Source organism: Bradyrhizobium sp. P3_C3 (assembly GCF_056402655.1).
Window position 1 is genome coordinate 1 of the sequence record NZ_JBFUGY010000039.1, and the last position, 20759, is coordinate 20759.

Consider the following 20759-nt stretch of genomic DNA (forward strand, 5'->3'; position numbering starts at 1 on the left):
TACCAGCAGATGGCCGCGCTATTACCAGGTAGAAAAATTTCAGCAGGCGCCCAGTAGCGGCCATGCCAATGCCGCTCCGTCGCGACAGTTGTCCCGACGGGAATCGAACCTGGTGCGGACCCAAAGTCCCTGGCGGGCTCTTCCAAGATTCGGCGAGAGCCTTGAACAGAGTGCCTCTACCAATTCGATTGCAGCGAACCAGAACCAAAATGAGATTGGCCCATTCTGCTGTAATCAGGCGCCCTTTCCGGATGAATGGCGCCTAGCAGGCTTGCCACTCGATATCCCATTTCGAGATAATCCCTATCTGCTCTTTTCAATTTGAAGACTGTGACCGGTGCCTATCTCCCTTCGTATCCGATACGTGAGGGACAACGATGGCAAGCGTCGCTGCGCAGGGTAGCAGGAAAGGGGCGGACCTTCCTCCTACAAGGGCCTGGCCGGCCGTGATTTCGGCGTTCTGTGCGAGCCTGGTTGGGATAGGGCTTGCCCGTTTCGCCTACACGCCGCTGCTGCCGGCCGTTGTGGACGCGCATTGGTTTCAGGCTTCGGCTGCGGCTTATCTCGGCGCCGCGAACTTGGCCGGCTATCTCGCCGGTGCGTTGCTCGGCAGGCCATTGTCATCGCGTGTGCCGATAGCTGCGGCTCTCAGGGGGATGATGCTGATTGCTGCGGCGTCGTTCTTCGCCTGTGCCTTACCGCTCTCCTTCGTCTGGTTTTTCATCTGGCGATTCGCGTCCGGCTTTTCAGGTGGCGCGCTGATGGTGCTCGCCGCGCCCACGGTCCTTGCACACGTGCCGGCCGCGCGCCGCGGTGTTGCAAGCGGCGTCATTTTCATGGGCGTGGGGGCGGGCGTCGCGGCGTCCGGCACATTGGTGCCACTGCTCCTGCAACAAGGCCTGCGCGAGACGTGGCTCGGCCTGGGGGCACTGGCGCTGCTCCTGACCGTCGTCGCATGGCGAGGCTGGCCGGCCGAGGCCGCGCACACGCAGCACGCCAAGGCCTTGAAGCATGCGCATCCGCCCCGGAGCGGAGCGCTGCGGGCCCTTCAAGCCGTCTACGCGCTGAACGCGGCCGGCTGGGTGCCGCACATGGTCTTCCTTGTTGATTTCGTCGCGCGCGGACTCGGCAAAGGCGTGGACGTTGGCGCGGATTACTGGGTTTTGTTCGGAATCGGCGCCACCGTCGGTCCGGTCCTCTCAGGCCACCTCGCCGACCGTGCGGGCTTCGGTCCGGCGCTGCGCTTGGCCCTCTTTCTGCAGGCCTGCGCCGTCGCAGTGCCGGCGTTCGGGTTGGGCGAGGCATGGCTGATTGCCTCCAGTGTCGTCGTCGGCGCATTCGTCACCGGGACGGTTCCGCTGGTCCTCGGGCGCATCCATGAATTGCTGCCGCATCGGCCACTTCAACAGAGGCAAGCCTGGATCACCGCGACAGTCGCCTTTGCACTATTCCAGGCCGGGGCCGCCTATGCCGACTCTTTCATCTTCGCGCAGACCGGCGGCAATTATCGCCTGCTCTTTCTCGGCGGGACTGCCGCCATCCTGCTCGCGCTTGCGATTGATCTCGTCGCCGCCGTGATCGTCGCACCGGAGCCTCCTGTCGATGAACCGCTCCACGTGAACGAGCGCATGCCGCTCCTCGTCGACGACACCGACCGCAGGCGGAGCGAATCAGCGGGGAGGCCCGGCGTGCGGGACAGGATCCAATGAATCATTGGCGCCGCGCGTGGTCGAATCTGGCGGCGAGAGCAGTGTCGGCCGCCCGGGCTGCCGCGCCGTCGCTGCTGTTCGGGCTTCGCTTGTGGCTTGCCATCTGTCTCGCACTCTTTGTCGCGTTTCGTCTTGAGCTCGACAATTCGTTCTGGGCCGGCACGTCCGCCGCGCTGGTCTGCCAACCGCATCTTGGCGCATCGCTGCGCAAGGGATGGCTCCGCATGGTTGGCACGCTGGTCGGCGCGGTAGCGGCGGTGGTCCTGAGCGGATGCTTCCCGCAGAATCGGGCAGCCTTTCTCATCGGGTTGGCCCTGTGGTCAGCGGCTTGTGGCTTTGTGTCGACATTGCTGCGCAACTCCGCACCTTATGCCGCCGCGCTCGCAGGCTACACGGCCGTGGTCATCGCGAGCGATGAGCTCGGTGCGACCGGCGGCACCAATGGAGCGGCCTTCAATCTCGCCGTTACCCGCATGAGCGAGATCTGGATCGGCATCGTCTGTGCCGGCCTCGTTCTCGCCGGCACCGATCTGGGCAACGCCCGCCGCCGCCTCGCCGTGCTGCTTGCGAACTTGTCGGCCGAGATCGCAAATCGGTTTTACGCCACGCTGACGTCGACCGGGCCGGATTTTGCGGAGACGCAGCTCACGCAGGCCGCGCTTCTCCGAAAAGTCGTGGGGCTTCATGATGTGATCGACGTTGCGATCGGGGAGGCGCCGGGACTTCGCTATGTCTCGCCACGATTGCGGTCGGCCGTCGAGGGACTGTTCGCATCGCTCGCTGGCTGCCGGACGCTGGCGGCACGCCTTGCGCGATCGTCCGGCTGCGTTGCCCGGTCCGAAGCAGAGTTCATGCTGGACCGCCTGCCGGTCGAGCTTAGGCTCGTGCTGCAGCAGGACGATCCGCAACAGTGGCCGAGCAACCCGCTTAAATTGCGTCGGCTTTATGCGGCGTCGGTCGATGCGCTGGTGACCCTGCGGGCTCCCACAGCCTCGCTGCGTTTGCTTGCCGAACAGACGATCGCGGTGCTGGCCGGCGTGTCCCGTGCCCTCGACGGACTCGCCTCGTTGTCGGCCTATCATGCTGATCGCCGCATTCGTCCTCTGCATCGCAAATTGCACGTGACCGACTGGCTGCCGCCCTTCGTCAATGCCGGGCGTGCGTTCGTCACTATCGTTGCAGTCGAGGGGTTCTGGATCATCAGCGCATGGCCGAACGGCGCGGGGGCGCTGGCCTGGGCAGCCATTGTTGTCCTGCTGTTCGCGCCGAAGGCCGACGGGGCCCACGTGGATTCGCTCGGCTTCACGATCGGCATCAGTCTCGCAGCGGTCTGTGCTGCGGTAATCGCATTTGCGGTACTGCCGAAGGTGGAGACTTTCGTCGGCTTCGACCTGATGATTGGACTCTATCTTGTGCCGGCAGGTGCCTTGATGGCGCTGACATGGCCGGCGGCGACGTTTGCCGCGATGGCCGGCACCTTCGTGCAGGTGCTCTCGCCCACTAATCAGATGGTCTACGACCCCATGCAATTCTACAACACCGCGCTGGCGATCATTGCCGGATGCGCTGTTGCGGCGCTGTCGTTCCGCCTGCTCCCGCCCTTGTCGCCGGCCTTTCGAGCCCGGCGACTACTGGCATCGACATTGCGCGATCTCCGCGAGCTCTCCTGCGGCAACCGGGCCGGGTTGTCATTGGCCGATTGGGAAGGGCGAACGTACGGCCGGCTGGAGGCGATGCCCGATGCGTCTGAGCCCCGGCAGCGGGCGCTGCTCATCATGGCGCTCGCGGTGGGAAGCGAGATGATCGTTCTTCGCGGCATTGCGCCCCAGCTCGGCATCGGTCCGGACCTGGACCTGGCGCTCGCCGATCTGGCCGCTGGAGACGGTGGAACCACGATCGCCGGGCTCGCCGAGGTCGATCGCCGTCTCGCGACGCTCACCGTGGGCGGCGAGCAGGCCCCGCTGGTCGGGCGGGCGCGCAGCGCGATTTTGACCATCTGTGACGCCTGGGACCAGCATCGCTCCTATTTCGACGGGAGGGCGGTGCGGTGAAGTATACCGAAATAGACCTGCTCGGCGTGTACGTTGCACCGATATCGTTGTCGATGCTCGCAGCCTGGCTGATCACCATTCTGTTCAGCAGGGCCGCGGTCCGTTTGGGGTTGTTGCGCCATGTCTGGCATCCGTCGCTGTTTGTCTTTTCAGTTTACATGATCGCGCTGTCGTCGATCGTGCTGACGATCGGGCGCTGAGGTCCCAAATGGTCGATGTCGAGACTGTTTCGAGAGATATCGACGGCACGGGGTTCGGTGCCGGCCGGTCCGCGGGGCGGCCAACCCGCGCCATGGGCGGGGCGGCGATCCGATTGCTTCCGCTCTCGATCACGGCCATTGCGGCCGCGCTTGCAATCGTCCTGAGCGCGGCGATGTGGCATGTGTACATGGAGGCGCCGTGGACGCGCGATGCCACGGTGCGCGCCTATGTCGTCACACTGGCGCCGGAGGTCGCGGGTCGTATCGTCGAGCTGCACGCGGTTGATAATCAGTTTGTGCACAGGGGCGATTTGCTGATGGTGATCGACCCCACCAACTATCGACTCGCGCTCCGACTTGCCGAGGCGACCGTCGACCAGTCCAAGGCCACCGCGGAGAATGCTCGGGGCCAGGCCGAGCGGCGTCGCAAGTTGAGCGATCTCGCGGAGACCATCGAGGACAGGCAGACTTTCGAAGCCCAGTCTCTCGCCGCAGATGCACAGTATCAGCAGGCCGTGGCGAGGCGCGATCAAGCCAAGATTGATCTAGGTCGCACCGAGATCCGGTCTCCAGTGAACGGATGGGTCACAAATCTACTGTCACAGCAGGGTGACTATGTCAGGATCGGGCAGAATGTGATCTCGCTCGTCAATGCCGACTCCTTCTGGGTGGATGCCTATTTCGAGGAGACGCAGCTTGCCCGGATGCGCGAAGGGGATCCGGTCCGGATCAAGCTGATGGGCTACAAGCAGATCGTCAGAGGCGAAGTCGGTGGCATCGCACGAGGGATCACCGTGGCAAACGCACAGCCGGACGGCCAGGGGCTTGCTGCCGTCAATCCGATCTTCACATGGGTGCGGCTTGCTCAGCGCGTGCCCGTCCGCATTCGCATCGATCAGGTGCCCGGCGACGTTCGGCTTGTCGCCGGGATGACGGCAACCGTCCAGGTCGATCCGCGGCTCCCGACGCAATAGGGACTCCGCCGCAACCTGTTTCCGTCGGTAATCGCGTGCCCTATTTGCGATTGCAGGCCGCTGTGATCTGTCCTGGCGATACCCGGCCTCTGGATAATTCGTTACCGCCGGCACCCCCGCAGAACCTACCTTCTGACTCGAATGATCCAGCGTACAAGCGCTGCCTGCTTTGGCATTGGGATCGCTAGTGACGCGGCTCGACCGTCAAGTTCCGGCCAAGGTCCGCTCCCGTCCCGGCTTGCCTGGATCTTCGAGGTTGGAGGACGGCATGACCCAAGCCTATGAGATAATCGAGCACAGCTATGATGTCGTGGTCCTCGGTGGTGGGGGCGCCGGTCTTCGAGCGACCATGGGAATGGTCTCGGCCGGTCTACGGACTGCTTGCATCACCAAGGTGTTCCCGACCCGCAGCCACACCGCCGCGGCGCAGGGCGGCATCGCGGCGGCGCTCAACAACATGGGAGACGGCGACGACTGGCGATTCCACTTCTACGATACGGTCAAGGGATCCGACTGGCTCGGCGATCAGGATGCGATCGAATATATGTGTCGCGAGGCGCCCGCGGCCGTGCTGGAGCTTGAGCATTTTGGCGTGCCCTTTTCGCGCACGGAGGGTGATCGCATTTATCAGCGTCCGTTCGGCGGTCAGACCTTGCACTTTGGCAAGCAGATGGCTCATCGCACCTGCGCGGCCGCGGACCGCACCGGCCTTGCGATCCTGCACACGCTTTACCAGCAGTGCGTCAAGCATAGCGCGGAGTTCTTCGTCGAATACGTAGCACTCGACCTCCTGATGGACACGGACGGCAGCTGCCGGGGATTGCTGGCTTGGTGCATGGAGGATGGCACCCTGCATCGCTTCCGCGCGCATAGAACGGTGATCGCCACGGGCGGTTACGGTCGTGTCTACTTCTCATGCACGGCGGCCCACACCTGCACCGGCGACGGAAATGCGATGGCGCTACGAGCCGGGCTGCCACTGCAGGATATGGAATTCACCCAGTTCCATCCGACTGGCATCTATGGCGCCGGTTGTCTGATTACCGAGGGCGCCCGTGGAGAGGGCGGCTATTTCACCAATGGCGATGGCGAGCGCTTCATGGAGCGGTACGCGCCGACCGCGAAGGATCTCGCCGGCCGCGACGTCGTCTGTCGGGCGATGACGGTTGAAATCCTGGAGGGCCGCGGCTGCGGCCCGAACAAGGACTACATCGAGCTTCAGCTCTCGCATCTGCCGCGGGAGGTTCTCGAGGAGCGGCTGCCCGGCATCATGGAGACCGCGCGTATCTTTGCGGGCGTCGACCTGACGCGGGAGCCGATTCCCGTATTGCCGACGGTGCACTACAACATGGGCGGAATCCCGACCAGTCTTCATGCCGAAGCGCTCACACTGCGCAAAGGCGATCCAGACGCTTCGGTCCCCGGGCTCATGGCGATCGGGGAGGCAGCCTGCGTCTCGGTGCACGGAGCAAACCGGCTCGGCTCGAATTCGCTGATAGATCTTATCGTGTTCGGCCGTGCAGCCGCACAAAGAGCCGTCCTCGATGTCAGGCATGGCGAGCGGCATCCGTCGCTTGGACGTGACAGCGAAGAGCGGGCGCTCGGGCGCTTCGACCAGATCCGTTGGGCGAAAGGGCCACGCAAGTGCGGTGAGTTCCGGCTGGAGATGCAACGGACAATGCAGCGGCATTGTGCCGTGTTTCGCGATGGACCGCTCCTTGCCGAGGGTGTGACGATCATCGAACGCCTCGCCGCCGGCCTGCGCGACGACCTCGGCCTGTCAGACCATTCGCTGGCGTGGAATACCGATCTTGCAGAAGCCCTCGAGCTCGACAACATGATGACGCAGGCAACCGTCAGCCTGCATTCGGCGGTAGCCCGCACGGAGAGCCGTGGTGCGCACGCACGGGAGGATTACCCGGCGCGCGATGATGCGAACTGGCTGAAGCACACGCTCGCCTGGATGGGCGAGGACGGCGCGGTTACGATCGACTACCGGCCCGTTCATCTGAACACGCTGTCGAACGAGATCGAATCGATCCCGCCGAAGGCGCGAGTTTACTAAGGAGCCCGCGGCCGACTCCGATCGCCTGCCGCGATAAGCGATGATCTGACCTTCGTCGATATCCGGTTATGGCTTAAGCCGACGCAGCAAGCGACATGCCGACGTGGCATTGTCGCTCGCTCAATTCTGGACCTCAGCGCCCCTAGGCGCCAACGAGGGGCGGATCGCCGACGTCCTCGCCGTGGATGCGTCCCGATATGCTCATGTTCTCCGGCGGGTGTTCAACGAGCAGGACGTTGATGATCTTGGGATCAGAGCCAATGGACTGGTTGGTCACCTTGACAATGTCGCGAACCAGTCGCGACTTGCGGGCCTTGGTCAAGCCGCTTGGAATGTGGCACTGAATGAACGGCATTTTTCTTGTCCTCCGATCTCACTTGAGCGTTGCGATGAGTTCCTTGTCGTTGGCCGCGCCCTCCACGAACTCGGGAAGGTGCTGCCCGTGCTCGACGAAATTGATTCCGCTGCCTTCACGGATTACGAAGAAGATATCGTCACGACGCTCGCCGGTTGCCTCGCTTATGACGCGGAGCAACCCAGCGGACAGCGCTCGTTTCTGCTGGTCGCTCCGACCGGCCCGCATATCGCATGAGATCATCGACATCTGTTTTCTCCTTTCACGGGGATCATTATTGGATGCCGGGATGGCTGGCCTGGAACACCGCCTTTGGGCTGACCATCTCGAGCAATGTCATCAAACGACTGATCGGATCCTCATCGATTCTCGCGACGGCTTCGACGATCGAATTCCTCAGGTCGGTGCCCGCGAACGGCTCGCTCAGCCAGTTGAACTTCTCCACGGTCCTGTTCCACGACAACGGGTGACTGAGCCCGCCCTCGTAGCCGAGCTGTTCGCGTGCAAAAGTCCGCCCGTCTCGCATTTCGATCGTGATCCGCGCGTTGAGATGGTCGGGATAGCTTGCGGTTAAGTCGTCGTCAGGATGGATTTCGACGCGCCGCAGCAGCAGCTGCGCATCGGCGGAGCCTATGCGCTCCGGCTCGAGTTGGTTTGGCCCGACCTTATCATCGAGCATCGCAGCCGCGATGAGGTATTTGAGATTGTAGTCCGCCTGCTCCTTGGTGCGGGGGGCGTTCTTCGATCCGAAAGCGCCGCCGCCTGCAATATCGTAGCCTGTTTGGAACACATCGCAGCGGACGCTCTTGATGTCTTTTGCCATCAATCGGTGCTCGCGCTTCAGCCTGAGCACCGCCTCCAGAACCGGCTGCCCGTGAATGAGCGCGCAGAATCGCTTCAGAACTGTCGATTTGACGGCCTCCAAAGAATCATCCGACCAATCGATATCGATGCTCTGGCCGAGCATCTGCGCAAGACCGCTCGGGCCCTCGAACAAGCCTGCTGGACCGGCAAAGCCCCGTTTTGCCAGCGAGGCAGCATAGATGGCTCGCATACCCGTCATGCCTGGTGAGAACCCCTTCCACTGTGAAACCGGCTCGGCATGAACGCAAGCAAGCGAGATATTGTCGACAGCTGCTATCGCGATCGCATTGGCAATCTGTTCGTTCGACCGATCGAGCAGCTTGCCGGCTCCGGCCGCGCACGATATGGCGAGTTGGATCGCATGGTTGAAGCCTCTGGCCATGACGGGCACCGCAGCTGTGATGCGGCACTGGATTTCGTAGGCCACCGCGAGCGCCAGCAAGAACTCTTCGCCCGAGGCTCTGCCGTGCTCCGCGGCGGCGAGAATGGTGCCGAAATTATCACTGGGATGGCAGAGACCGCCCGGCGACATGTAGCTGTCCAGGAGGTCGACGTAGCGGACGAGGGCGGAGTTGTAGAGCGCGGCCTGATCTGGAGCGGTCCTGCCGCCGCCGATCAGCGTGCAGGTGCCGTCGGACCGGTATTCGTCGAATTGGTCTCGAAGCGCCGCGAAGGGTGCTGCGGGAAGTGCGGCGATGGCGCAGCCGATGCTATCCAGGATGTTGCGCTTGAGCAGCTTGCGAACGTCGTCGTTCAGTGATCGGCTCGATGCGCGACCAGCGAATGCGGCGATCGCAGCGACAGTTCGAGTTTTCACTGGGCTCTTGGCGTGCATGTTTGTGCTTGCGTTGTCCACGGTTTTCGGTTTGCGAGGCCGGCGACGACAGATGTGGAGAGTGCCTAATTCGACAGACCGATGCGTGGTCACGGTCAGCAGCGGGAATCTCGCAAGGAAACCCGACCTCTATTGGAGATATTAGGTCTGCTCGGGGTGTGCGACAAACGAAATGAAAGAAGATGGCAATCTCGTTCGGTGATAGCACGCAGCGATCTGGTCGTCTCGCGCGAGCAAGCCGATAGGTTAGCGGGCCTCGAATGAGGATTTGGCCGCTTTGACGGAGCTGGCGATGAAACGCTGCACTTCCTGAACCCGACGCGTCTTGTGCGTATCGGGATGCGATGTCATCCAGTAGCTTCGGACAAAGCGGACGTCGGGAAGCACGCGCGTCAACTCCGGAAAGCGGACGGCGGCATAGTCATGCAGGATACCGATGCCGTGGCCGCTGCGAACGGCCTCCATTTGCGCCATCACGCTTCCGCACTCGTATCGACGTGACATGAGACGTCCGAGGACTGTGGCGTAGTCCAGTGCGGGACTATAGACGAAGTCATCAACGTGGGTAACGAATAGCCGACCCGCCAGATCGGCCTGACGGGTGATAGCGCCTTGGCGCAGGATGTAGTTCTGAGCTGCGTAGACACTGAGGGTGTAGTCGGTAAGTTTAGACAAAATGAGCTTGCCGTGCTTTGGCTGCTCGAGCGTGATGGCGACATCAGCCTCGCGGCGCGACAGCGAAAATGTGCGCGGCAGCGGCACCAGCTGGATCACAAGTTCGGGATGACGGTCTGCCAACTCACCCAGCCGCTCCGCAAGGAAATAGTTGCCGATGCCGTCCGGCGCGCCGACTCGAACCGTGCCGGTTATGGCTTCGGCTCCGGCACCGATGCTGGCGCCGACCTTGAGAAACTCGCTCTCCGCACGTTCCGCCGCCTTCACCAGCGCCTCCCCCGCGGGCGTTAGCGTGCAGCCGGATGTGTGCCGCTCCAGCAGCGTTGAGTTCAGGCTGCTCTCCAGCGCCGTGAGCTGACGGGCCACCGTCGCGTGGTTGAGCTTCAAATGCTTCGAGGCTTTTAGGATCTGCCCCGCCCGCGCCACCTCAAGAAATATCCGAACCCGCTCCCAATCCATCGCTCTACTTTCCGCACAACGGAGGCGCACTTTCGTTTGTTGATGCGCAATCTAGAGGAACGATATCGGGAGGATCAAGGTCGCCGACAAGGGAGAAGAGTTCATGACCGTGACAATTCCAGGCTTCATCGATGGTAGGCGGTTGGGAAACGGAAGCTGCCGTACGTCGCCCGTATTCAATCCTGCTACGGGTGAGCAAACAGGTGCACTGGTCTTGGCTTCGGTGGCGGACGTCGATGCCGCAGTTGCCGCAGCGCGCAAGGCGTTTCCCGCCTGGGCCAACACGACGCCGCTTCGGCGCGCCCGTGTCCTCAATCGCTTCCTCCGGATCCTGGAAGACAGAATCGATCAGCTCGCGGAGGTCATTACTGCCGAGCACGGCAAGGTCCTTTCGGACGCGCGGGGCGAGATCCTGCGCGGCATGGAGGTCGTAGAATTTGCCACAGCCGCTCCGCAACTTCTGAAGGGCGAGGTGACCGAGAATGTCGGCACACGGGTCGACAGCTACGCTGTGCGGCAGCCTCTCGGCGTTGTCGCGGGCATCACGCCGTTCAACTTTCCAGCGATGGTCCCGATGTGGATGTTCCCGGTCGCGCTCGCTTGCGGCAACAGCTTCGTGCTCAAGCCGTCGGAGCGGGACCCATCGGCTTCGCTGATCCTGGCCGATTGGTTGAAGGAGGCCGGACTTCCCGACGGCGTTTTCAACGTCGTTCACGGTGGTAAGCACGTCGTCGAAGCCCTCATTACGCACCCCGATGTCTCGGCCGTGAGCTTCGTCGGATCGACGCCGATCGCCCGCCACATCCATGAGACCGCAACTCGGTACGGCAAGCGGTGCCAGGCGCTCGGAGGAGCGAAGAACCACATGATCGTGATGCCGGATGCGGACCTGGATCAGGTGGTCGACGCTTTGATGGGAGCAGCCTACGGTTCTGCGGGTGAGCGCTGCATGGCGATCTCGGTCGCTGTTCCGGTCGGGCATGACACTGCCGAGCGACTGATCGAGAGGTTGGTGCCAAAGGTCCGCGCACTGAACATCGGACCCGGAACGGATCCCGATGCCGAGATGGGGCCGCTCGTGACAAGGCAGCATCTGGAGAAGGTCCGCAGCTATATCGACTTGGGCGTCGCTGAGGGCGCCAAGCTGGTCGTGGACGGTCGAGACTTCAGGCGTCAGGGCTGCGAAACGGGCTACTTTATCGGCGGCACCCTGTTCGACGATGTGACCCGGAGCATGAAAATCTACCGTGAGGAGATATTCGGGCCGGTTCTGGCGATCGTGCGTGCCAAGACCTATGACGAGGCCGCCGAGCTGATCAATAGCCACGAGCTCGCAAACGGCACAGCGATTTTCACACGCGATGGCGACGCCGCGAGGGAATTTGCCCACCAGATTCAGGTCGGCATGGTCGGGGTCAACGTGCCCATTCCGATCCCCATGGCCTTTCATTCCTTCGGTGGGTGGAAATCGTCCCTGTTCGGCGATCATAACATGCACGGCCCGGAGGGCGTGCGGTTCTACACCAAGCTCAAGACCATCACGACCCGGTGGCCGACCGGAATTCGCGCCGGCGCGGAGTTCGTGATGCCGACCATGAATTGACACTCGTGGATCGGAGAGCGGGCAGAACCGCGCGCCCTCCGATCACTCGCCGCCGATAGCGCCCACATGCATCAACGTGCGCGCTTGTCGATCTGGAGGATCGGAAGTGTTCCTTTCAGCCGTTTGGACAGCGTGTATCGCGCTCAACATGATGCTCCCCTTCGTGCGTGACGGGGTGCGCCGGCTCCTGAAGCTCAATGTGTCGGCTTGGCGGCGCTTTCGGCGCCCACCCGTCTAGTTTCAAATCGTCGGAGCAGCACATGCTAGATTACGCCACGCCCGTCATCCGGCAGGACCGGAACGCGCTCGACGCTACGCGATCGCAAGCCTACGAGCGCGAATACGCCTCGGCCATCAGGCGGTTCGATTTGCTCGAGCAGGAGCAGGAACAGCAACTCGCGACGCGCTGGCAGCAGCACCGAGACCAGCGCGCAACCGACATGCTGGTTACCAGCCATCTGCGGCTTGCGGCAAAGACGGCGCGCCGCTATCGCGGATACGGTCTGCCGCTCGCGGATCTCGTCGCGGAAGCCAATCTCGGGCTCGTCATTGCCGCCTCGCACTTCGAGCCGAACCACGGCTCGCGGTTCTCGACCTATGCGCTGTGGTGGATCAGGGCCAAAATCCACGACTACATCCTGCGCTCATGGTCTCTGGTCAGGATCGGGACGACCCACAACCAGAGAAAGCTGTTCTTTGGCCTGCGGCGAGAGATGAGGAAATTCGCCGGCGGGACGATGCCGCTCACGCCGGAGATGGCGGAAGCGGTCGCGCACGAACTCGAGGTCACCCCGCGCGAGGTGACCGAGATGAATTCCCGTCTCAATGGCGATTTGTCCCTGAACATGCCGCCTTCCGGCGACCGGGAGGCGATCGAGTGGGAGGCCATCCTGATCGACGGTTCGCCGAACGCCGAGGCGATCATTGCCGAACACGATGAAAATGCTCAGCGCGCGAAGGCACTTTACGGGGCCCTGGACGTGCTCAGCGAGCGCGAGCGCCGCGTATTCGAGGCCCGCCGGCTCGCCGATGAGCCCCTCAGCCTCGAACAGTTGGGGCGTGAACTGGCCATTTCTGGCGAGCGGGTGCGGCAGATCGAGAAGTCCGCTTTCGAGAAGGTGAGGCGCGCAGCCAAAGCGAAATTGAAGCGGAAGGAGGGCGCGAGGCCGCTTTCGGCCGAGCTGGACGCGGCCGGATGATCGGAGCACCGATCGGAGCCTTGCGTCGCCCGGTGGAGCGCGGCTATCCAGCGTGGCCGCTCTCCTGAAGGAAGGCGAGCAAGCTTCATTGCCGAGCGTGGCCTGCTCGGCGCCGCAGAGGCCGGACTGTTTCCGCGCGTACTATTCTGCGGCCTGGAGCTTCGGAAAGCCGTCTGATGTTACGGATTGCATGAAGGCCGACATCGCGCTCGACAGATAGGTATCGCTGCGGCGGATGAACTCGGTCTGGGCCGTCGCCTCGCGGGCGGGAAGCTCATGGATGGAGACGCGACCATCACGCCAGGCAGCGGCAACGACACCCTTTGGCAGCAGGGAAATCCCGACGCCAGCAGCAATGCATCCGAGGATGGCGTCGATTGAGCCGAGTTCCAGCGGCTGGCTCACCAGAAGCCCCCGCTGGGCGAGAAACGACTCCAGCCGTTGCCTGTAGGAACAGCCGATCCGGAATACAATGGTCTGCAGGTGCTCGATCTCGCCGAGCTCGTCCAGCGAGCACACTGATCTTGGCGTGACCAGGACCAATTCCTCGCGAAAAACCGGAATGTGCTGGAGATCGGGATGATCGACCGGGCCTGCGACGAAGGCAGAGTCCAGCCGGCACTCCAGCACATCCGCGATCAGGCTGCAGGTCGTCCCAGTCGTGAGCACCAATCGCACCTGGGGGTACGTGCGGGCGAAATTCGCGAGCACCGTTGGCAACCGCAGCGCGGCCGTCGTCTCGAGTGTGCCGATTTCGAGTTGTCCGTTCGGCATGCCGTCATCCCGCGCTGCGGCCTTCGTATCAGAGAGCAGCTTGGAGATCTTGACAGGGAAAGGAAGGATTCGCCGGCCGGCAGGCGTGAGCTGCACGCCGCGGGCCAGACGCTGAAACAACTGAACTCCCAATTCCAGCTCGAGGTTTCGGATCTTCGCGGTGACGTTTGATTGCACCGTATTCAGCTCGATCGCCGCCCGGTTCATACTGCCCAGGCGCGCAACTGCTTCGAACACCTTCAGGTCGCCAGCATCCATCGCGAACTCCTGTCAGAGTCACCCCCGGCAAATCCGAATTTAAGCACGGAACGGACAATCTGCAAATCGTATAGACGTCAACCACCTATCGTGATGCGAGATACCGCAATCGGCGCTAAAGATAGCTCCGTCACGCGCCATCCTCACCGAACGCTGTCGACCCAGGCTTTCAGATGGAAAGACACTAGCGCCGCGGATCGTAAGTGAACTCCAATCGAATGCCCGACGGTTCGCGGATCATAAAGTGAATTTTCGGTCCTTTGCCGGATTGCTCCGGGCCAAACTCCGTGGTCACGTCCGGCCACCGCTGCAGATGTGAGTGCAGCGCTTCCAACTCCTGCAGGCTCTCGACCCTCAACGCAAGGTGATGCAGACCGACGTTCTGGCGACGGTCGAACGTGATCGCTCGCTCCGGATCCTTGACCTGCCAGAGCGTCAACACGGCATGCCCGTCGCTGACGAAGCTTGCCGGATAGGCGGGCAAGTCTCCGACGACCGACCATCCAAGACACTCGCAGAAGAACCGTCGGGACAACGCGAGGTCCCGGACCGCCAGACCGACATGATCGATGCCAAGCGTTCTTGGCCGAACCACTTCCGTCACTGCATCTCTCCGTATTAACGCCCTTCCGACGGCACCCGGCGATTTGCATTTCCGTCCATCAAAACAACCTACGGACCGTATAGCAGCTATCAACCCGATCACTGTGTCGAGATACGAAAGAGTGTGTTTCAGCCGCCGGCGGTAATCGACCTCGCAGGACTGCCGCGCGCAACAATTCTGCGATCTGTCATGCAACGGATCGCTATTTAGACGATCTATGGATAAGGCTCGGGCGTGTGCTGTAGTCCGGCTAATCAGGATCGGTACGCGTCGTTGTCGTGGTCCGGGTCGCGCTCACCGATGCGTGAACAAGTGTGAGAGTTGCTGCCTTTTGCCGAGCAAGACGCGGCGCAACTAATGACTGATCAAGCTTGCTAGATCACCGGGTGCTCAGTGTCCAAATCCAAGCTCATGTTGACTACTCTGGTTGCCGCGACCGTGCTCGGGTTCGCCGTCGTAGGCCGAAACAGCCATGCATCCTCCCGGCATCCTCTTCGGCTCGCCGGCAAAGAAGAGATCGGATCATCGGAACCGCTGCGGGTATCCGTCGAGAAGGTCCTGTCAGCCGATGTCAATTCGGCCGGTCAGCCCATCGTTTTTCCGAACAAATCCGGACACGTCGATGTATCGATCTTCGAGATACCACCCGGCGTGGCGTTGCCAGCCCATCTCCATCCGTTTCCCCGCATGGGGTATGTGCTGTCGGGCACGCTGAGGGTCCGGAATCTGGAGAGCGGCAAGGCCGAAACATATGGCGAAGGACAGTTCGTACTGGAGTCGGTCAATCAATGGCACGAAGGCGACAACCCCGGCAGGACGCCGCTAAGATTGCTCGTAATTGATCTTGCTGAAAAAGGGGCGAAAACGACAATTCTAAGATGAGGTGCCGTCGGACCGGTGTGACCGGCCCTGCTTACGAAGATCGGGTGGGATGCGGCATTGGAGAGCTCGCCAAGGTCGTACCGGTGCCGGTAATTTGCTGGTCGAAGTGCTCGGCTCTACCATGGCGGACTACTCGGCGGCGTCGAGACGGACGGAGTTGTAGTCGCGCATCAATTGGATGAACGCGGACATGGCGGTGGAAAGATAAGTGTCCCGTCTATGGATGAATTCGGTCTGGGCAATGGCCTGCTCCGGCGGCAGCCGAAGGATTGTGATGGAGCCATCACGGTTGGCACGGTCTAGAACGCCGACCGGCAGGAGCGATAGCCCGACACCTGCTTCGATGCAGCCGATGATCGCGTCGATCGAGCCGAATTCGAGTTCTAAGGCCGCCGACAGCCCTCGATCGGCCAAAAAGCGGTTCAGCCTATTCCTGTAAACGCACCCCGGACCGAAAACGACAGTCTGGAGAATATGTATGGATGCGAGATCGTCGAGTGAACGGATTGATGCCGGCGTCACCAACGCGAGTTCTTCGCGGAACATCGGAACATGATCCAGTTCGCCGCGCTCGACCGGGCCATTCACCAGCGCCCCATCCAGTCGGCCATCGATAACGTCAGAGATCAGACTGCATGTCGTCCCGGTTGTAAGTGCAAGTTTCACGGTGGGATAGGACCGGGCGAAGCTGGCGAGAACATGTGGCAATCGAAGCGCCGCAGTTGTTTCAAGGGCTCCTATCCTCAATTGTCCTGTTGGCGGTCCGTCGTCGCGCGCCGCAGCTTTGGCATCCGACAGCAGCTTTCCGAGACGGGGCGGGAACGGCAAGAGACGCCGACCGGCCGGCGTAAGTTCGACGCCGCGGGCGCTGCGCTGGAACAGCCGAACTTTCAATTCAAATTCGAGGTTGCGGATTTTCGTCGTGATGTTGCTCTGAACGGTGTTCAGCTCCGCGGCAGCACGGTTCATGCTCCCGAGTCGGGCAACAGCCTCAAACGCTTTCAGGTCGCCGACATCCATGTCCGGGTGCAGCCGTATTTGATATCGAGGTCGCGAGCGCTCCGCCATCCCTTACCGGGTGATGAAAAGCCAGCCTCCTTGCAGAAGGTACCAAGCGGCAACTCCTGTGATCAGTCGATTCGCCCAGAGCCGGAACTGAGTATCGCTAAGGGATTCCAAGACGCGTCGAGCCAGCGTGGTGCCCGCTATCGATGCAATGATCGCATAGACGAGCAACTTCGGATCAAGACCTGACACGCCCGCGGCAAGGCCACCGAAATATGCGAGCTTGAAGCCGTGCGCCAATACTTGGGCCGTCGCCTTCGTCGCAACGATCCCACGTCGATCATTGGTCTTTGAGCCGAGGAAGAATGTGTCCAGCAGCGGCCCCGTCACACCGGTCAGCAACATCAGGGACATGCAGACAAGACCGTATGAGGCACCGTGTAGCGGCTTCTCGGGATCAGGTTGCAGGCCCTTAGGCAAGAGTCTGGCGATGAAAGGCGTCACGCCGAGGCAAAGCAGTGCGACGGGTTTGCCGGGCACGAAGAAAATGACCGACCAGATGATCAGGGCAACGACGCAACCGAGCGAGTAGTAGCCAAGCTGCCGCCAAACCACGTGGCGGCGCCACAGCAGAGCTCGCCATCCGTTCGACGCCATTTGCGTCACTGCATGCAGCGCCATCGCTGCAGGAACCGGCATGATGGCCAGCAGAACGCCTATCAGGATGAGGCCCCCGGCCATCCCAAAGATACCCGAAAGGAACGCCGTAGCGACCATTAGGGCCGCCAAGCTTAAAGTTGCGAGGGCTGACATGGCGCTCATCTGGCCCAGGGAGGGTCGGTGGCGCAAACAGAGAAAGCTGGGGCTTGGCCTAAAAAAACTGGCCCAGCGTACCGGCGGAGCCGAAATTTCCAGCAAAAATGACGAGATCCTTGCATTTCAGCCCCTGGTAAAGGCGAAGTAGACCAACCTGACCTAGGCCTCAAATCCATGGTATGGGGCAGAGCATCTTTTCGTTCGCTCACACTTCCGCTTTGACTTCGAGCTTCTCAGCGACCCGGTGGTATGGATGTCTCGTTCGTTGCCACCCTTGAACGCCCTGCGTGCGTTTGAGGCTTCCGCGCGCCATGTCAGCTTCACCGCGGCAGCCAGCGAGCTCGGCGTGTCCCAGGCCGCCGTCAGCCGGTTCGTCCGGATTTTGGAGGAGCACCTCGGCATCCAGTTGTTCGAACGTCAGCGCAACAAACTAGAGCTGACCGAGGCCGGCTCATCATTGGCGCCCGAACTCGGCGCGACATTTTCTCGAATCGAGCACCTGATGCAGGAGACGAAAGCGCGCGGACGGAAGACCAACGTTCTGACGGTTGGGATCGGCCCTACGCTCGCCACAAGGTGGCTGATCCCGAGGCTGGGCCGGTTTGCCGCGGCCCATCCTCATATCGAAATTCGGATAGCAACTGGTGGCGCCGTGGCGCCATTCAACGAGGAGTGGACATGTGCGGTACGGCTTGGACAGGATCCGTGGCCAGGGTTCATAGCCGACCGCTTATTCACTATGGACCTTGTATTGGTGTGTTCACCCGACGTAGCGCGTCGCCTCCGCCGGCCGGCCGATCTGGCGAACGTCTCTCTGCTGCGTGTCCGGCATGCCCCTAAGGATTGGTCACGTTGGTGGATAGCCGCGGGGTTGCCGGAAGAGACGTTCGCGCGGCTGACGCCAGGGCCGGTTTTCGACCATTACGGCCTTGCGCTTCAGGCTGCGGTGGACGGCCTTGGCGCTGTACTGGCGATGAGTGCGTACGTTGAGGCAGATCTCGCTGCAGGGCGGCTTGTGGCGCCTTTTTCGCTGTCCATACCAAAGATCGAAGCTTGGTATTTGATCCGCCGGCCGGCGAGGGAACACGATGCAAGCCTACAGATATTCAGGAAGTGGCTGCGGGACGAGAGTATCGCGCAGGAGGCTGCGGATGACCGTGCGAGGCGAAGAGCCGCAAATTCGGGCGAGACGGCTTAGCGCCGAAATCACCCCTTGAACGCAGTAGCCACATAGGCGGGCACGGCGCTGGAAAAAGCCTCCAGCCAGCTAACCAGTTTTGGCCGGCTCTCACGCCAGTTTCCGTCGAATCTGAGATCGAGAAAGCCAAGACCGGCCGCAAGAGCAATTGCGCCGATATGGGGACGGTCGCGCCACTCTATCGGCGTAGCTTCAAAAAGATCGAGAGCCCGATTAACTTTTCCGGCCTGATGTTCAAGCCACGGTTCGCTCAGCATTTCCGGCTTCCGCCATCGACGTTCGTAAACTTGAAGCAAGGCTGCGTCCGTGAGGCCAGATGCGAGAGCGTGCGAATGCAACACGTCGATGCGCTCGCCGCCGCTTGGGATGATCGCGTTGCCGCCGGCCAGCTCGTTAAGATATTCGAGAATGACCAGTGAATCGTACAATGCCCGGCTATCTTCCAGCAGGAGGCTAGGCACTTTCCCGAGCGGATTCTGCGACCTTATCGCGTCGTTGGGATCGTAAGTGTCGGCCATGCTGATCTCGAACTGCTGGTCGAGCTCCAGTACAGAGATGGCGATCCGGACTTTGCGGGCGTAGGGCGACGTGGCGGAAATGCGCAGAATCATCATTCGCGGGCTACCGAGCGAGCGTTCTTAGTCGACGTCGCTCATCGCATCCAGAATGCGCGGGAGCAAGACCGCACGTAATTGAAAGACTAGATACCGGTATCGAAAAGATTCATTACCCGAGCGCCTACAACGTCGCTGTAAGTTCATGTGGACGCGCGGATGCTAGTCGCGTCTTCGCAGCGTTGCGGATCGATCGCGCCGCGCCTGGTCGCCCGGCTCTCATTGGTGCCGCTCCGCAGAAGGGGAAGCCGGACACGTTTCGGCACGAAATCCTGCAACAGCGGGGCGATCGGGAGTGAGCATGTCAAACGCGGTTTCGGGAGCTACTATCAAGAAGGTCTCGATTCGGCTGATGCCCATGCTGTTTGTGGGGTACGTGCTGGCCTATATCGACCGGATCAATGTCGGGTTTGCCGCGCTTAAGATGAACGCGGATGTCGGCATCTCTCCGTACATCTTCGGCCTTGGTGCCGGGGTCTTCTTCCTGAGCTATTTCATCTTCGAGATTCCCAGTAATCTTGCCCTGGCGCGGATCGGTGCGAGACGGTGGATCTCGCGCATCATGATCTCATGGGGCATCATTTCGGCCGCCATGGCGCTGGTGCAGGGACCAACCAGCTTCGTCGTTATTCGTTTCCTGCTCGGAGCGGCAGAGGCCGGCTTTTTTCCGGGCGTCATTCTGTACCTGACATATTGGTTTCCGCAGGCCTATCGTGCGCGCATCGTGGCTCTCTTTATCGTTGCTGTGCCGGTGTCGCTCGCGATCGGAGGTCCGATCTCAACAGCAATTCTCGGCATGCACGGTTTTGCCGGCTTAAAGGGCTGGCAGTGGCTGTTCCTGCTCGAGGGTATCCCCACTGTCCTGTTCGGCTTCGTCTTCCTCGCCGTCATGCCGGACAAGCCCCGAGACGCAAAATGGTTGAGCCCTGAGGAGCGTACAGCTCTGCAAAGTGCGATCGACGACGATGACCACGCCGTTACGCAGGCCCATGGATTGACCGTCTTCCAGGCGCTTTCGGACAGTCGCGTGCTGGCTCTGGCGTTCATCTGGTTTGCCAACACGACCGCCAACCTCGGACTGGCATTTTTCCTGCCACAGATCCTGAAGGGGCTGGGCCTGACCGACATGCAGACCGGATTCACAACCTCCATTCCGTACGTTTTTGGAACGCTCGGTATCCTGGGATTCGGTTACATATCGGACAGGTACAACGAGAGACGCTGGACGCTGTTCGTTGCACTTACGATGACCGCGGCCGGCTTGCTCGTGGCAGGCCTTCTCCACGGCTCGCTGATGGCAGTTGCGTTCATGGCGGTGGCTGCGATCGGAATTTACGGAGCGAAGCCGCCATTTTGGCCCCTTCCCTCGACGTTCCTTGCGGGGCGAACCGCGGCTGCGGGTATTGCACTCATCAATGCGATCGGAAATCTCGGCGGTTTTGCCGGACCGTACGTAATCGGCTGGATCAGAGACTCGACGCAGAGTTTCGAGGCAGGTCTTTATTTCCTTGCGGTCCTCACATTGCTTGGTGCCGTGGTCACGCCGATCGTAGTGAATGCGCGCTTCGTGACTGAACGAAAGGCGAGTTCGAGTCTGAAGCAGGCATAGGTGAAGGATT

General features: G+C 61.5%; 21 protein-coding genes. 12 read left to right on the forward strand and 9 right to left on the reverse strand.

Translation table 11 applies throughout. The annotated features are described in order from the left end of the window. The 6 genes from AC1DW2_RS33325 to sdhA all read left to right on the forward strand — a co-directional run. Positions 1-325: hypothetical protein (locus tag AC1DW2_RS33325; RefSeq protein ID WP_477008059.1), on the forward strand; the 325-nt coding region annotated here is incomplete at its 5' end. A gap of 121 nt (positions 326-446) precedes the next feature. Next, the gene (locus AC1DW2_RS33330; protein WP_477008060.1) at positions 447-1709 is read left to right on the forward strand and encodes a YbfB/YjiJ family MFS transporter; all 1263 of its coding nucleotides are present in this window, start codon (positions 447-449) and stop codon (positions 1707-1709) included. Further along, positions 1706-3760 (forward strand): FUSC family protein, encoded by a 2055-nt coding sequence (locus AC1DW2_RS33335; RefSeq protein WP_477008061.1) that lies wholly within the window; start codon positions 1706-1708, stop codon positions 3758-3760. The genes AC1DW2_RS33330 and AC1DW2_RS33335 overlap by 4 nt, the downstream gene beginning before the upstream one ends. Beyond that, a complete protein-coding gene (locus AC1DW2_RS33340) occupies positions 3757-3960 on the forward strand; it encodes a DUF1656 domain-containing protein (protein ID WP_477008062.1) in 204 nt (67 codons plus the stop codon). Before AC1DW2_RS33335 ends, AC1DW2_RS33340 begins: the two co-directional genes overlap by 4 nt. A gap of 8 nt (positions 3961-3968) precedes the next feature. Then, positions 3969-4934 (forward strand): efflux RND transporter periplasmic adaptor subunit, encoded by a 966-nt coding sequence (locus tag AC1DW2_RS33345; RefSeq protein ID WP_477008063.1) that lies wholly within the window; start codon positions 3969-3971, stop codon positions 4932-4934. Positions 4935-5202: 268 nt separating this feature from the next. Beyond that, a complete protein-coding gene (gene sdhA, locus AC1DW2_RS33350; RefSeq protein WP_477008124.1) occupies positions 5203-6999 on the forward strand; it encodes a succinate dehydrogenase flavoprotein subunit in 1797 nt (598 codons plus the stop codon). A 142-nt stretch (positions 7000-7141) separates the two neighbouring features. Here the strand turns inward: sdhA and AC1DW2_RS33355 are convergent, their stop codons facing one another. From AC1DW2_RS33355 to AC1DW2_RS33370, 4 genes are all read right to left on the reverse strand, one after another. Next, entirely contained in the window at positions 7142-7354 is a 213-nt protein-coding gene (locus AC1DW2_RS33355) for a tautomerase family protein (RefSeq protein WP_477008064.1), read from the reverse strand. An 18-nt stretch (positions 7355-7372) separates the two neighbouring features. Next, on the reverse strand, positions 7373-7645 hold the full coding sequence (locus AC1DW2_RS33360; protein WP_477008125.1) for a tautomerase family protein: 273 nt from the start codon (positions 7643-7645) through the stop codon (positions 7373-7375). Then, on the reverse strand, positions 7629-9053 hold the full coding sequence (locus AC1DW2_RS33365) for an MmgE/PrpD family protein (protein ID WP_477008065.1): 1425 nt from the start codon (positions 9051-9053) through the stop codon (positions 7629-7631). Before AC1DW2_RS33365 ends, AC1DW2_RS33360 begins: the two co-directional genes overlap by 17 nt. A gap of 246 nt (positions 9054-9299) precedes the next feature. After that, complete coding sequence (locus AC1DW2_RS33370; RefSeq protein ID WP_477008066.1) at positions 9300-10187, reverse strand: LysR family transcriptional regulator; 888 nt, start codon at positions 10185-10187, stop codon at positions 9300-9302. A gap of 103 nt (positions 10188-10290) precedes the next feature. Between AC1DW2_RS33370 and AC1DW2_RS33375 the strand changes: the two genes are divergently transcribed. Both AC1DW2_RS33375 and AC1DW2_RS33380 read left to right on the forward strand, forming a co-directional pair. Next, the gene (locus AC1DW2_RS33375) at positions 10291-11790 is read left to right on the forward strand and encodes a CoA-acylating methylmalonate-semialdehyde dehydrogenase (protein ID WP_477008067.1); all 1500 of its coding nucleotides are present in this window, start codon (positions 10291-10293) and stop codon (positions 11788-11790) included. Between the two features lie 260 nt (positions 11791-12050). Then, positions 12051-12989: an RNA polymerase factor sigma-32 gene (locus AC1DW2_RS33380; protein WP_477008126.1), complete on the forward strand. Its 939-nt coding sequence runs from the start codon at positions 12051-12053 to the stop codon at positions 12987-12989. A gap of 141 nt (positions 12990-13130) precedes the next feature. Here AC1DW2_RS33380 and AC1DW2_RS33385 read toward each other — a convergent pair whose 3' ends face one another. Further along, complete coding sequence (locus AC1DW2_RS33385) at positions 13131-14021, reverse strand: LysR family transcriptional regulator (protein WP_477008068.1); 891 nt, start codon at positions 14019-14021, stop codon at positions 13131-13133. Between the two features lie 184 nt (positions 14022-14205). Next, positions 14206-14625: a VOC family protein gene (locus AC1DW2_RS33390; RefSeq protein WP_477008069.1), complete on the reverse strand. Its 420-nt coding sequence runs from the start codon at positions 14623-14625 to the stop codon at positions 14206-14208. A 393-nt stretch (positions 14626-15018) separates the two neighbouring features. On the opposite strand from AC1DW2_RS33390, the gene AC1DW2_RS33395 reads away from it, so the two are divergent. Continuing rightward, positions 15019-15507 (forward strand): cupin domain-containing protein, encoded by a 489-nt coding sequence (locus tag AC1DW2_RS33395; protein WP_477008070.1) that lies wholly within the window; start codon positions 15019-15021, stop codon positions 15505-15507. 129 nt (positions 15508-15636) lie between these two features. On the opposite strand, the gene AC1DW2_RS33400 is transcribed toward AC1DW2_RS33395, so the two are convergent. Both AC1DW2_RS33400 and AC1DW2_RS33405 read right to left on the reverse strand, forming a co-directional pair. Then, positions 15637-16527, reverse strand: coding sequence for a LysR family transcriptional regulator (locus AC1DW2_RS33400; protein ID WP_477008071.1), 891 nt, complete (start codon positions 16525-16527; stop codon positions 15637-15639). Between the two features lie 51 nt (positions 16528-16578). Beyond that, a complete protein-coding gene (locus tag AC1DW2_RS33405; RefSeq protein WP_477008072.1) occupies positions 16579-17325 on the reverse strand; it encodes a TSUP family transporter in 747 nt (248 codons plus the stop codon). On the opposite strand from AC1DW2_RS33405, the gene AC1DW2_RS33410 reads away from it, so the two are divergent. Beyond that, on the forward strand, positions 17324-17476 hold the full coding sequence (locus AC1DW2_RS33410; protein ID WP_477008073.1) for a hypothetical protein: 153 nt from the start codon (positions 17324-17326) through the stop codon (positions 17474-17476). The two genes, AC1DW2_RS33405 and AC1DW2_RS33410, sit on opposite strands and share 2 nt — an antisense overlap. 105 nt (positions 17477-17581) lie before the next feature. Further along, entirely contained in the window at positions 17582-18526 is a 945-nt protein-coding gene (locus AC1DW2_RS33415; protein WP_477008074.1) for a LysR substrate-binding domain-containing protein, read from the forward strand. An 8-nt stretch (positions 18527-18534) separates the two neighbouring features. Here the strand turns inward: AC1DW2_RS33415 and AC1DW2_RS33420 are convergent, their stop codons facing one another. Next, entirely contained in the window at positions 18535-19140 is a 606-nt protein-coding gene (locus AC1DW2_RS33420; protein WP_477008075.1) for a glutathione S-transferase family protein, read from the reverse strand. 301 nt (positions 19141-19441) lie between these two features. On the opposite strand from AC1DW2_RS33420, the gene AC1DW2_RS33425 reads away from it, so the two are divergent. Next, the gene (locus AC1DW2_RS33425; protein WP_477008076.1) at positions 19442-20749 is read left to right on the forward strand and encodes an MFS transporter; all 1308 of its coding nucleotides are present in this window, start codon (positions 19442-19444) and stop codon (positions 20747-20749) included. Positions 20750-20759: the final 10 nt, after the last annotated feature.